The 12,939-nt window shown below is 69.5% G+C and carries 10 protein-coding genes and 1 tRNA gene; 5 read left to right on the top strand and 6 right to left on the bottom strand.

Features of this window, described 5'->3' with window-relative positions; all coding sequences use genetic code 11:
* The first annotated feature begins 656 nt into the window (after positions 1-656).
* A complete protein-coding gene (locus tag AB0E85_RS19320; protein WP_361928416.1) occupies positions 657-2,057 on the top strand; it encodes an aminotransferase class V-fold PLP-dependent enzyme in 1,401 nt (466 codons plus the stop codon).
* Positions 2,054-3,466, top strand: a complete 1,413-nt coding sequence (locus tag AB0E85_RS19315; RefSeq protein WP_361928413.1) for a SidA/IucD/PvdA family monooxygenase — start codon at positions 2,054-2,056, stop codon at positions 3,464-3,466. Before AB0E85_RS19320 ends, AB0E85_RS19315 begins: the two co-directional genes overlap by 4 nt.
* Positions 3,467-3,479: 13 nt before the next feature.
* On the opposite strand, the gene AB0E85_RS19310 is transcribed toward AB0E85_RS19315, so the two are convergent.
* The gene (locus AB0E85_RS19310) at positions 3,480-5,276 is read right to left on the bottom strand and encodes a 5'-nucleotidase C-terminal domain-containing protein (protein WP_361928410.1); all 1,797 of its coding nucleotides are present in this window, start codon (positions 5,274-5,276) and stop codon (positions 3,480-3,482) included.
* Positions 5,277-5,438: 162 nt separating this feature from the next.
* On the opposite strand from AB0E85_RS19310, the gene AB0E85_RS19305 reads away from it, so the two are divergent.
* Both AB0E85_RS19305 and pyk read left to right on the top strand, forming a co-directional pair.
* Complete coding sequence (locus AB0E85_RS19305; protein WP_361928408.1) at positions 5,439-6,155, top strand: SIMPL domain-containing protein; 717 nt, start codon at positions 5,439-5,441, stop codon at positions 6,153-6,155.
* A 177-nt stretch (positions 6,156-6,332) separates the two neighbouring features.
* On the top strand, positions 6,333-7,754 hold the full coding sequence (gene pyk, locus AB0E85_RS19300) for a pyruvate kinase (RefSeq protein WP_361928405.1): 1,422 nt from the start codon (positions 6,333-6,335) through the stop codon (positions 7,752-7,754).
* 4 nt (positions 7,755-7,758) lie between these two features.
* Here the strand turns inward: pyk and AB0E85_RS19295 are convergent, their stop codons facing one another.
* Together AB0E85_RS19295 and AB0E85_RS19290 are read right to left on the bottom strand one after the other, a co-directional pair.
* On the bottom strand, positions 7,759-8,547 hold the full coding sequence (locus AB0E85_RS19295; protein WP_361928402.1) for a helix-turn-helix domain-containing protein: 789 nt from the start codon (positions 8,545-8,547) through the stop codon (positions 7,759-7,761).
* Between the two features lie 87 nt (positions 8,548-8,634).
* A tRNA-Leu gene (locus AB0E85_RS19290) sits at positions 8,635-8,718 on the bottom strand.
* Positions 8,719-8,815: 97 nt separating this feature from the next.
* On the opposite strand from AB0E85_RS19290, the gene AB0E85_RS19285 reads away from it, so the two are divergent.
* Positions 8,816-9,472 carry a response regulator gene (locus AB0E85_RS19285; protein WP_107458554.1) on the top strand — a complete coding sequence of 219 codons (657 nt, stop codon included), beginning with the start codon at positions 8,816-8,818 and terminating at the stop codon, positions 9,470-9,472.
* 57 nt (positions 9,473-9,529) lie between these two features.
* Here the strand turns inward: AB0E85_RS19285 and AB0E85_RS19280 are convergent, their stop codons facing one another.
* Genes AB0E85_RS19280 through AB0E85_RS19270 form a run of 3 tightly spaced genes read right to left on the bottom strand, consistent with a single transcriptional unit; the run spans position 9,530 to position 12,935 of the window.
* Complete coding sequence (locus tag AB0E85_RS19280; RefSeq protein ID WP_161366577.1) at positions 9,530-10,246, bottom strand: ABC transporter ATP-binding protein; 717 nt, start codon at positions 10,244-10,246, stop codon at positions 9,530-9,532.
* Positions 10,243-11,115, bottom strand: coding sequence for an ABC transporter ATP-binding protein (locus AB0E85_RS19275; RefSeq protein WP_033310609.1), 873 nt, complete (start codon positions 11,113-11,115; stop codon positions 10,243-10,245). Before AB0E85_RS19275 ends, AB0E85_RS19280 begins: the two co-directional genes overlap by 4 nt.
* 5 nt (positions 11,116-11,120) lie before the next feature.
* The gene (locus tag AB0E85_RS19270; RefSeq protein ID WP_361928397.1) at positions 11,121-12,935 is read right to left on the bottom strand and encodes a branched-chain amino acid ABC transporter permease; all 1,815 of its coding nucleotides are present in this window, start codon (positions 12,933-12,935) and stop codon (positions 11,121-11,123) included.
* Positions 12,936-12,939: the final 4 nt, after the last annotated feature.

Raw genomic sequence — 12,939 nt, 5'->3', positions numbered from 1 at the left:
CCTGCCCCGAGGCGCCCACGCCCGGATGCCGGCCCTGCCCCGAGGCGCCCACGCCCGGATGCCGGCCCTGCCCCGAGGCGCCCACGCCCGGAAGCCGGCCCCGCCCCGAGGCGCCCACGGACGGGTTCGAGAACTGGCACCCCTGCCCGGAAGGCCGGCCCCGCCCCGAGGCGCCCGCGGCCGGATGCCGGCCCCGCCCCGAGGCGCCCGCGGCGGATGCCAGCCCTGCCCCGAGGCGCCCACGGCCGGAAGCCGGCCCTGCCCGGAGGTGCCCACGGAGGGGTTCGAGAACTGGCACCCGTGCCCGGAAGCCGGCCCTGCCCCGAGGCGCCCGTGCCCGGAAGCCGGCCCTGCCCCGAGGCGCCCACGCCCGGATGCCAGCCCTGCCCCGAGGCGCCCGCGCCCGGATGCCGGCCCTGCCCCGAAGCGCCCACGGAGAGGTTCGAGAACTGGCAACTGTGCCCGGATGCCGGCCCCGCCCCGAGGTGCCCACGGACGGGTTCGAGAACTGGCACCCGCGCCCGGAAGCCGGCCCCGCCCCGAAGCCTCCACGGACGGGTTCGAGAACTGGCACCCGTGCACAGAGGTACCTCCACCCGGGTTGGATCGTTGGGCTGTCCGGGCGCGCCGCACACCCGCGCCCGGGAGGTCAGTCCATGAGCACGCCGCCCCTCGCATCCGGCCCCGACGGCCCGCACGCCCTGCGGCCCTTGCTCCACACCGTGCTCCACGCGCTGGACACCGGCGCCCGGGCCCGCGGCGGACCGCTGCCCGCGGGCGGCCCGGAGCAGGTCGCGGCGCGGCTGCGCGACACCGTGGGAGACGTCCTCCCCGACCGGGGCGACCCGCACGCCCTCCGCACCCTGGTCCACGCCTTCGCCCGGACCGCCGCCGACCCCGCCCACCCCCTGTGCGCCGCCCACCTCCACTGCCCCCCGCTCGCCGTGGCCACCGCGGCCGACCTCGCGGCCTCCGCCCTCAACCCCTCCCTGGACTCCTGGGACCAGGCCCCGGGAGCGTCGGAACTGGAAAGACTCATCACCGCGGCCCTGGCCCGCGAGATCCACGGAAACGGCACACCGGCCACCCCCGACTCCCTCATCACCACCGGCGGCACCGAAGCCAACCAGCTCGCCCTGCTCCTCGCCCGGGAAACCCACGGAGCGACCGTCCGGCTCGTCTGCGGGGCCAACGCCCACCACTCCCTGCCCCGCGCCGCCTGGCTGCTCGGCCTGCCGCAGCCCGTCGTCGTACCCACCCCGCACGGCACACTCGATCCCGACGCACTCGACCAAGCCCTCACCGGCCTGAACGGCCCGCTGCTCGTCGCCGCCACCGCCGGCACCACCGACGCCGGCCTCATCGACCCACTGCCCGAGATCGCCGCCCGCTGCACGGCCCACGGCGCCCGGCTGCACGTCGACGCCGCCTACGGCGCGGGCCTCCTCTTCAGCGACCGGCACCGCACCCGCCTCACCGGACTCGACACCGCCGACACCGTCACCCTCGACCTGCACAAACTCGGCTGGCAACCCGTCGCCGCAGGCCTCCTCGCCGTCCGCGACGCCCGCGACCTCACCGCCCTGCGGCAACGCGCCGACTACCTCAACGCCGACGACGACACCGAGGCCGGCCTGCCCGACCTGCTCGGCCGCTCCCTCAGGACCACCCGCCGCCCCGACGTCCTCAAACTCGCCGTCACCTTCAAGACCCTCGGACGCCACGGGCTCGGCGCACTCGTCGACCGGGTCTGCACCCACGCCCGCGCGTTCGCCGCCCTCGTCGACGCACACCCCGGCTTCGAACTGCACGCCCCACCCGTCATCAGCACCGTGCTGTTCCGTCCCACCGGCGCCACCGACACCACCGTGGCCGCCGTACGCCGCGCGCTGCTCACCGACGGCTCCGCCGTCCTCGGCCGGGCCCGCCTCGACGGCCGGCTCTGGCTCAAGGCCACCCTCCTCAACCCCGCCACCGGGCCCGACGACCTGGCCGCCCTGCTGCACCTCGCGGCAGCGAGCCGAGCCACCCTCGAGGAAGGACACACCCCCCGATGAACCCCGCCCCGGCCCCCGAACCCGACGCCCCCCGCGACCTCGTCGGCATCGGCATCGGCCCCGCCAACCTCTCCCTCGCCGCGCTCGCCCACCCCCTCGGCGGCCTCGACACCGTCTTCTACGACCAGCACCACACCTTCGGCTGGCACCCCGGCCTGCTCATCGAAGGCGCCACCATCCAGGTCCCGTTCCTCGCCGACCTGGTCTCCCTCACCGACCCCACCAGCCCCTGGACCTTCCTCAACTACCTCAGGTCACGCGAACGGCTCTTCCCCTTCTACTTCGCCGAGCGCTTCCACATCCAGCGCGCCGAATACGACGCCTACTGCCGCTGGGTCAGCGAGAACCTCCCCGGACTCCACTTCGGCCACCAGATCGACGCCGTCCGCTGGAACCCCGAACGCGACCTCTTCGAGGTCGACTTCACCCAACTCGACACCGACGGAGAAGCCGAGGCACTCGGCCGCACATACGCGCGCAACGTCGTCCTCGGCATCGGCACCGAACCCTACGTCCCCGACCCCCTCAAACCCCTCGTCGAGGCCCCCGGCGTGCCCGTCGTGCACGCCGCCGACTACCTCGACCACCGTGCAGCCCTCCTCGCCGCCGAGCACGTCACCGTCGTCGGCATCGGACAGTCCGGCGCCGAGATCTTCCTCGACCTGCTCCGCAACAGGCCCGCCGGACGCGAGAAACTGCACTGGCTGGGCCGCACCGAGGCCTTCGCCCCCATGGAGTACTCCAAGCTCGGCCTGGAACACTTCACCCCCGACCACACCCGCTACTTCCACGCCCTGCCCGAATCCACCCGCGACCGGCTCGTCGAGGGCCAGTGGCAGCTGCACCAGGGCATCGACGCCGCCACCATCGCCGCCGTCCACGACGAGCTCTACCGCCGCACCCTGCACGGCGGCTGGCCCGACGCCGTCCTCACCCCCGGCGTCCGCGTCCGCACCGCCGGCCGGGTCGCCACGACCAAAGTCGAACTGCACCTGGAACACACCCTCCAGGACAGCCGCTCCCGCCTCACCACCGACGCCGTCGTCCTGGCCACCGGCTACCGCGAACGCCCCCTCGACCGGATCCTCGCCGGCCTCGACCCCTACATGCGCCGCGACAACCAGGAACGCCCCCGCATCGACGAGGACTACCGGCTCGTCCTCGACCCGTCCGTCACCGGCACGGTGTACGTCCAGAACGCCGAAACCCACACCCACGGCGTCGGCGCCCCGGACCTCGGACTCACCGCCTGGCGCAGCGCGATCATCCTCAACTCCCTGACGGGCGAGGAGGCCTACGCACTCCCCGCCCGCACCGCCTTCACCACCTTCGGCCTCACCCAGCGGGCCCACGTACCGCCGCCCCGAGAGGCACCGGCACTGACCCCGCTCGTCGACGACCGGAGGTGACCGGGCGCGCACCTCAGAAGACGGGCGTGCCCTCCCGCGTGAGCTTCCAGTCCACCGCCGCGAAGGCGGCCGGGTCGATCGACCCCTTCGCCTTCACCCAGGCGATCATGGTGTTGCGGATCTCGTCAGAGTTCGACCACAGCAACGGGGTCGCGGCGACATGCGGGAAGTTCCCGCCGCCGTTGGCCCGGTAGTTGTTCACCGCGAACACGAACTTCGCGTCGTCCGCCAGCGGCTGCCCCTCGAACCGCACATTCGTCACCCGCGAACCGGCCGGCTTCGCGATGTCGATCTCGTACGACAGACCGCTCACCACGTCGTAGTTGTAGTCCGGCGTGCCGTTCGCGTTCGTCAGCTTCGCCGGATCCACCGCGGCACCCGGCGCGGTCTGCACGAAGTAGTTCGCCGAGAACTCCAGGTACGCCTTCATCTGCGCACCCGTCATCAGACGCGCCTCCAGCGTGTTCTCGAACACGTACAGGCCCGCCACGTCCCGGATCGTCACCTCGCCCGCCGGTATCCGGGCGGACCGCGAGAAGCACGCGGCCTGCGACAGCACCGGCAGCGAGGCGTACTCCGTGGCCGCCAGCGCCTGCTTCACCGTGTCCGCCTGGATGTGGTTGATCAGGTCGATGATCGGCACGTCCTTGTACGGCGCCTCGGCCGACGTCATCTCCGCCGCGTTCGTGCCGATCACCTGGTTGACGTACGCCACGACCTTCTCGTGCTCGTCGGAGAGCAGCTTCGTGATCTTCGGGTCCTCCTCCACCGTGTTGGAGTTCAGGACCTTCGCGCCCACCTTCTCGACCTTCCAGCAGCCCTTCTCCCAGACCAGCTCGAAGTCGAACAGCGTCAGCCGCTGCCCCCACTTCAGCGGCTCCGACAGCACCACCTTCTTGCCGGTCTTCTTGTTCGTGACGAAGTACTCCGGGATCTCCGTGTGCGCGTGCCCGACGAGGATCGCGTCGATGCCCGGCACCTGCTCCGCCACCAGACCCGCCGCGTTCTCGATGTACGGCAGCTGGTCACCGTAGGACGACGTCCCCGACGAACCGCTGTGCGCCGACACGATGACCACGTCCGCGCCCATCGACCGCAGCTTCGGCACCCACTTCGCCGCCTGCTCCTCCAGACCCGGGAACGTCATCTTGCCCTGCACGTTCGCCTTGTCCCAGATCGCGATGCCCGGGTTGGTCAGCCCCAGCACCGCCACCTTCACGTCCCGCCCGTGCGGCGTGCGCAAACGGTGCATGCTGTACGGCGCGAACGCCGGCCGCAGCGTCTTCGCATCCAGCGCGTTCGCCCCCAGCAGCGGGAACCGGCACTGCTGCTCGAACTTCCGCAGCACCGGAATGCCGTAGTTGAACTCGTGGTTGCCGAGCGCCGCCGCGTCATACTCCATGGCGTTCATCGCCTGCGCCATCGGGTGCACCGGGCCGCCCTCGGCCGTGATCGGGTCGACCTTGGCGTAGTAGTACGACAGCTGCGTGCCCTGGATGGTGTCGCCCGCGTCGATGAGCAGCGTGTTGCGACGGCCCTTCTCCGCACGGACCCGGTTCACGAGCGTCGAGACCTTCGCGAGGCCCACGTCGTTGTGGTCCTTGTCGTCGAACTCCTTGTCCGTGAAGTAGTCCCAGTTGAAGACGTTGCCGTGCAGGTCCGTCGTCCCCAGCACGGTGAACGCGTACCGCTTGGCACCCCGCTTCGCCTCGGCCGCCTGCGCACCCGGCGCCGAGACCGCACCGGCCAGCGCCACCCCCGCCCCGGTCACGGCGGACTTCTCCAGGAACTTCCGGCGGTTCAACGGCATGTCTGGCTCCCCTGCGGAATCTGTGAACGACGCGCGTAGATAACGCGCGTAGATTCTGACCCGTCCATGACCGGCCGCAACAGACCCGGCAGGTTGCGATCTGATGACTCGGCCTCCGCATCCCCGGCCGCCAACCAGCCCAGACATGACAGAGTGGGGCGTATGACCGCGGCCACCCCAGACGCCTCCCAGCCCGCCGTCCCCTACGGCACACCCGAGGCCCCCCGCATCGCCGTCCGCGGCGAGGCCCGCCTCGAAGTCGACCCCGAGATCGCCCGCATCGGCATCACCGTCGCCGCCCGCGGCCGCGACCGCCGCTCCGCCCTCGACGACCTCACCCGCCGCAACGCCGGCGTCCTCGACCTCGTCAAGACCTACGGCGACGCCGTCGAACGCGTGGAGACCGGCGCCTTCTCCATCACGCCCGAACTCACCAAACACGGCCGCGGCGAACGCGTCCGCACCTACCACGGCAGCGTCCGCGTCACCGCCGAACTCACCGACTTCACCGCCCTCGGCGAACTCACCACCCGCCTGGCCGACCTCGACCTCACCCGCGTCGACGGCCCCTGGTGGGCCCTGCGCCCCGACTCACCCGCCCACCGCGAAGCCCGCAAGAAGGCCGTGCGCGAAGCCGTCCAACGCGCCCGCGAATACGCCGACGCCCTCGGCACCACCCTCTCCGCCCTCGTCGAACTCGCCGACATCGGCGCCGAGAGCGCCCCGCCGGCCTACCCCCAGGCCCCGGGCCGCATGCGCTCCGCGGCCTACGCCGGCACCGCCGAGGACACCCCCGCCCCCCTCGACCTCGAACCGCAACGGCAGCGCGTCCACGCCCAGATCAACGTCCGCTTCACCATGGTGCCGCCGCAGCTATAAGCCCCCGGGCAGGCCCCCAGGGTGGATATCCGAAAACACGAACGACATTCCTCCCCGGTGCTCATCGGAGCGCCCTGCCGCACAATTCAACACTTGTCAATAGCGCTTGATGCAAAGTCTGTTGGGTGGTCACATCCACCCCATTCCCTACCGGTCGGTAACTCATAAGCTCGTGCCATGCGCCGAGCCAAAATCGTCTGCACCCTGGGACCCGCCACCGACTCGTACGACCAGATCAAAGCCCTGGTCGACGCCGGAATGGACGTAGCCCGCTTCAACCTCAGCCACGGCAGCCACGCCGAACACGAGGAGCGCTACCAACGGGTCCGCAAAGCCGCAGACGAGACCGGACGCAGCGTCGGCCTCCTCGCCGACCTTCAAGGCCCGAAAATCAGACTCGGCCGCTTCACCGAAGGCCCCGTACTCCTCGAACGCGGCGACACCTTCACCATCACCGTCGAAGACGGCGTCGAAGGCGACGGCCAGATCTGCGGAACCACCTACGCCGGCCTCGCCGCCGACGTCACCACCGGCGAACGCATCCTCGTCGACGACGGCAAGGTCTGCCTCAAGGTGACCTCGGTGGACGGCCCCAGGGTCCACACCACCGTCCTCGAAGGCGGCGTGATCTCCGACCACAAAGGCCTCAACCTCCCCGGCGTCGCCGTCTCCGTCCCCGCCCTCTCCAAAAAGGACGAAGACGACCTCCGCTGGGCCCTGCGCACCGGCTTCGACGTCATCGCCCTCTCCTTCGTCCGCACCGGCCGCGACATCCAGGACGTCCACCGCATCATGGACGAAGAAGGCCGCCGCCTCCCCGTCATCGCCAAAGTCGAAAAACCACAGGCCGTCGAAAACATCGACGACATCGTCGCCGCCTTCGACGGCATCATGGTCGCCCGCGGAGACCTCGGCGTCGAAATGCCCCTGGAACAGGTGCCGATCGTCCAGAAGCGCGCCATCAAACTGGCCAAGCGCAATGCCAAACCCGTCATCGTCGCCACCCAGATGCTCGACTCGATGATCGACAACGCCCGCCCCACCCGCGCCGAAGCCTCCGACGTCGCCAACGCCGTCATCGACGGCACCGACGCCGTCATGCTCTCCGGGGAGACCAGCGTCGGCAAACACCCCATCGACACCGTCCGCACGATGGCCCGCATCGTCGAAGCGGCGGAGGAGGACATCCTGGCGAAGGGCCTCCCGCCCCTGACCGAACGCAACAAGCCCCGCACCCAGGGCGGCGCGGTCGCCCGCGCGGCCGCGGAGATCGGCGACTTCCTCGGCGCCACATTCCTCGTCGCCTTCACCCAGTCCGGCGACACCGCCCGCCGCCTCTCCCGCTACCGCTCCCCGATCCCCCTCCTCGCCTTCACCCCCGACCAGGCCACCCGCTCACAACTCGCCCTCACCTGGGGCGTGGAGACGTATCTCGGCCCGTGCGTGGACTCCACGGACGCGATGATCGACCAGGTCGACGAACTGCTGCTGCGTTACGGCCGCTGCCGCCCGGGCGACACGGTCGTCATCACGGCGGGCTCCCCACCCGGCGTCTCCGGCTCGACGAACATGGTCCGCGTCCACCACATCGCGGAGTAGTCGGTCAGTACTTGGGCCCGACGTGGGCGTCCATGAGAGCGACGGAGGCTTTTCGGGCGACGGAGATGTTGAACGGGTTGCCGTTACGGGCGCAGCGCGTCCACTCGACGCCGAGCTTGTCCAGGGTGTCGGTGTAGAGCCGCCGGATGTCATCGGAGACGTTGGTGAAGAAGTACCGGGGATACTCGTAGCGCTTGCGCTCGCCGGCCACCATCCGGGTCGTCCAGTTGGTGATCCGGCAGCCGTCGGAGTGGATGAGCCCCCGGACGAATTCCCATGGATGGGCGTCGACGATGCTTTGCTGCCAGGATTCGAGGGCGATCCGGCGTTCGTGCTTCCTGCCCGGGCCGTGCTGGGGGAAGAGGCAATGGAGGTGCTTCGAGTAGACCTTCACGTTGCGGCAGCCGGTCTTGCGGACACGGCAGACGGAATTGTCGGGGAAGACCGCTTGCATGGCCTGCTCACAGTCGTTCATGAGCCCCGGCCATGACTCGGCGCAGGTGATCATGAGGTTGGGAACGCGGTGCTCCGAGTAGTGACTGATGTGGCCGTCGCCGAGGTAGAGGCCGAGCAGATAGGAATACGCGGGCTCGTCGAGATCCCTTCCGTCGCAGCGGGGACACTTCGGGTCGTGCCTGCTGGGGCTCTCGCCGCGTCGTGCCAGATCCAGATGCTTCCAATAGCCGATAGTCCCCATCGGCACCTGGAGGGTACGGGCGACATCCGCGTTCTTCGCGCCCGAGCGCAGCAGAGTGAGGGCCTTCTGTCGTACGTCAGTGCCATGACCGTTCATATGGCCACTGTGAGTCACACACTGTGACCATGTGCAGCAAAGAGCGGAGGATCACGCGAACGCGATCCTCCGCTTGCTTACCGGAAGTGCCGGGTGCGGGACTCGAACCCGCACGTCCTCTCGGACAGATGTGTTTGAGACATCAGCGTCTGCCTGTTCCGCCAACCCGGCGACAGCACTGATCGGGAGTGTACCCGGTAAGTGCTGCCGACTTCAGCTAGGTACGCTCTTGGGAGCAGTACCGGCCTGCCCCTACCAAGGAGCCCACGTGAGTGCCCCCGAGTCGCCCCAGCCTGTTGACGTGCCTGAAGAGGACAAGTCGCACGTGCCTCCGATGACGACGCGGGTCGTCATCGCCGAGGACGAGGCGCTGATCCGGCTCGATCTCAAAGAGATGCTGGAGGAGGAGGGGTACACCGTCGTCGGTGAGGCCGGGGACGGTGAGCAGGCGGTGGAGCTGGCCCGTGAGCACCGGCCGGACCTCGTCATCCTGGACGTGAAGATGCCGAAGCTGGACGGTATCTCCGCGGCGGAGAAGATCGCGGAGGAGAGCATCGCGCCGGTGCTGATGCTGACCGCGTTCTCGCAGCGGGATCTGGTGGAGCGCGCTCGGGACGCGGGCGCTATGGCGTATCTCGTGAAGCCGTTCAGCAAGACGGACGTCGTGCCGGCGATCGAGATGGCCGTCTCGCGGTTCACGGAGCTGAAGGAGCTGGAGAAGGAGGTCGCCGACCTCACGCTCCGGCTGGAGACGCGCAAGCTGGTGGACCGGGCGAAGTCGATTCTCCAGACGGAGTACGGGTTGTCGGAGCCGGCTGCTTTCCGGTGGATTCAGAAGACGTCGATGGATCGTCGGATGTCGATGCAGCAGGTGGCGGAGGCGGTCATTCAGGACGCCGACGAGAAGAAGGCCGGCAAGGGCTGATCTTCGCGCATGAATGAGGCCCGCGTCCCGTCAGGGGGCGCGGGCCTCATTCGTGTGTCAGTCCTCGCCGAGGTAGGCCTTGCGTACCGACTCGTCGTGGAGCAGGTCCTGTCCGGTTCCGGAGAGGACGATGTTACCGACCTCCATGACGTGGCCCTGGTCCGCCAGGGACAGCGCGGCCTGGGCGTTCTGTTCGACGAGGAGGATCGTCGTGCCCTGGGACTTGAGCTCCGAGATGGTCGCCATGATCTTCTGCATCATGATCGGGGAGAGGCCCATGGAGGGCTCGTCGAGCATGAGCAGCTTGGGCTGGGACATGAGGGCCCTGCCCATGGCGAGCATCTGCTGTTCGCCGCCGGAGAGGGTTCCCGCGGCCTGCTTGCGGCGTTCCCCGAGGATGGGGAAGAGGTCGTAGGCGCGCTGGATGTCCTTCTCGATGCCTTCTTTGTCCTTGCGGAGGAACGCTCCGAGCTGGAGGTTCTCCGCGATGGTGAGGCGGGGGAAGATGTGCCGGCCTTCGGGGGAGTGGGCCAGGCCGAGGGCGACGATCTTGTGGGCGGGGACCCCGCTGAGGGGCTTGCCGTCGAAGAGGATCTTCCCGGACGTCGGCTTCAGCAGGCCCGAGAGGGTGCGCAGGGTGGTCGTCTTGCCGGCGCCGTTGGTGCCGATGAGGGTGACGACCTGGCCGGCGTCGACGCTGAAGGAGATGCCCTTGACGGCTTCGATCTTGCCGTAGGAGACCCGGAGGTCCTCGACTTCGAGGAGTGCGGTCACTTGGCTTCTCCCTTGGTGCTGCTGGTGGTGCTGGTCGCGTCGGCGGCGGCTTCGGCGGCCTCGACCTCGGCGGCTTCGGCCTCGCCGGGGTCGCCTTCGAATGGCTCTCCGAGGTACGCGGCGATGACGCGCTCGTCGGCCTGGACGATGTCGGAGGTGCCCTCGACGAGCTTTTCGCCCTGGACGAGGACGGCGACGCGGTCGGAGAGGTTGAAGACGAAGCGCATGTCGTGCTCGATGAGGAGGACGGCGATGCCCTTGTCGCGGATGGCGAAGACGAGTTCTTCGGTGGCGCGGGTCTCCTGGGGGTTCATGCCGGCGGTGGGCTCGTCGAGGAGGAGCAGGCCGGGCTCGGAGGCCATGGCGCGTGCGATCTCGAGCTTGCGCTGTTCGCCGTAGGGGAGGTTGCGTGCCAGGTGGTCGCGCTTGTGGGCGAGGCCGATGAACTCCAGGAGTTCCATGGCGCGTTCTTCGCTGTGGCGTTCGGCCTTCTTGAAGCCGGGGCCGCGCAGGAGGGCGGACCAGAGGCCTTCCTTGGTCCGGGTGTGGCGTCCGACGAGGACGTTTTCCAGGACCGTCATGTTGGCGAACAGGCGGATGTTCTGGAAGGTGCGGGCGATGCCGGCCTGGGTGACCAGGTGGGGCTTGGGCGGGAGCACGGTGCCCTTGTAGGAGACGGTGCCCTCGGTGGGGACGTAGAGGCCGGTCAGGCAGTTGAAGAAGGTGGTCTTGCCGGCGCCGTTGGGGCCGATGAGTCCGACGATCTCGCCTGCGTTGACGGTGAAGTCGACGGAGCGTACGGCGGTGAGGCCGCCGAAGCGCATCGTGACGCCGCGTGCTTCGAGTACAGGTGTGGGCTGTGTGGTCATCGTGGTTACGCCCCCGCCTTGGTGACGGCCGGTTCGTCGGTCAGCGTGGTCTGTTTGGGTACGTCGAGTTGGCCGGTCTCGTGGAATTCGAGCTGGCGCCGGCGGTTGGCGATGATGCCTTCGGGGCGGAAGCGCATCAGGAGGATGAGCGCGATGCCGAAGGCGAGGAGTGACTTCTCCTGGAGGAAGACGAGCTTCTCGGGGAGGAGGTAGAGCAGGGCCGCGCCGAGGAGGGGTCCTGCGACCGTGCCCATGCCGCCGAGGACGACCGCGGCCAGGAGGAACGCGGAGTTGGGCGGGGTGGAGCCGGCGAACTGGTAGGGCGTGGGGACGACGCTGTAGGTGACGTGGGCGCTGACGGTGCCGGCGAGGCCGGCGAGGGCGGCGCCGAGGGCGAAGGCGACGAGTTTGACGCGGAAGCCGTTGATGCCCATGGCGGTGGCGGCGGTCTCGTCCTCGCGGATGGCGATCCAGGAGCGGCCGATGCGGGAGTCCGCTGCACGCGTGTAGACCAGGACGACGATGGCCATGATGAGGACCATCAGGAGGTAGTAGTTGGCGAAGCGGCCGAGGGTGAAGCCGCCGATGTCGTGCGCCTCACCGAAGTTGAAGCCGAGGAGCTTCAGGTCGGGGATGGAGGGGATGCCGTTCGGGCCGTTGGTGACGTCGGGTCCGGACTGGCCGTCCATGTTGTTGACGGCGATGCGGAAGATCTCTCCGAAGCCGAGGGTGACGATGGCGAGGTAGTCGCCGCGCAGTCGCAGGGTCGGGGCGCCGATGAGGACGCCGAAGATCAGCGAGGCGGCGGCGCCGGCCAGGGCGGAGGCCCAGAAGGGCAGGTGGACGCCGGAGATGGTGGAGAACTCGGAGCCGGATACGAGGGCGGCGGTGTAGGCGCCGACGCCGAGGAAGGCGACGTATCCGAGGTCGAGCAGTCCGGCGAGGCCGACGACGATGTTGAGGCCGAGGGCGACGGTCCCGAAGATCAGGATGTTGACGCCGATGTTGGCGTAGTGGTCGTCGGTCTGGGTGAAGGGGAAGGCGATGGCCGCGGCGAAGCCCATGGCGAGGGTGAAGCTGCGGTTGCCGGCGACGAGTGCGGAGAAGCGGTCGAGGAGGCCTGCGGTGTGCAGGGCCCAGACCGCGAAGGTGACGACGAAGAGGTAGCCGACGAAGAGTTCGCCGTACTCGGTGTCGATGCCGTAGGTGAAGACGCCGAGGCCGATGATGGTGACCACGGTGATGACGGCCCGTTGGATCCAGGGCGCGGTGGCCTGGGGGGCGGGGATGCGTTCGGGCTTGGCGAGGTAGGCCTTGACGGCTTCCTTGGTGCCGTCGGTGCCGGTGCGCTCCTGGGGGAGGGCGAAGGCGCCGAGGACGGGCAGCAGGGAGGCCACGGCCGCGATCCAGCCGCCGGGTTCGAGGTTGACGACGCCGCCGAGTTTGACGCTGATGGCGATGACGGTGAACCAGGTGACGGCGAAGCCGCCGAGCGCGGTGAGGGCGAGTGGTGCGTTGTTGCGGGCGGGCAGCAGCCAGCCGAGTCCGCGGATGCCGTAGGAGGCGAGGGCGAACAGGGCGGTGAGGACGCCGGCGGTGAAGGTCAGCCACTGGAGGCCACCGGGGTAGCCGTTGATGGTGAGGTCGCCGGGGAATTCGGCGGTCCAGGTCCAGGCGAGGAACGCGGAGGCGGCGGTGGCGATGCCGCCGGCGAGCAGGAGGCCGCGGGCGGCCGCGGTGGGCAGCGGGATGAGACCGTGCGGTGCGGGCGTCGGGGTGGGGGCGGCGTCCGGCGTCGGGGTCTTGGTCGTCTCGGTCATGTGA

Origin of the sequence: Streptomyces sp. NPDC029044 (genome assembly GCF_040637495.1) — a bacterium.
Classification (GTDB): domain Bacteria; phylum Actinomycetota; class Actinomycetes; order Streptomycetales; family Streptomycetaceae; genus Streptomyces.
The sequence above is the reverse complement of the archived record's forward strand: the minus strand, read 5'-3'. Positions and strand labels throughout refer to the sequence as shown.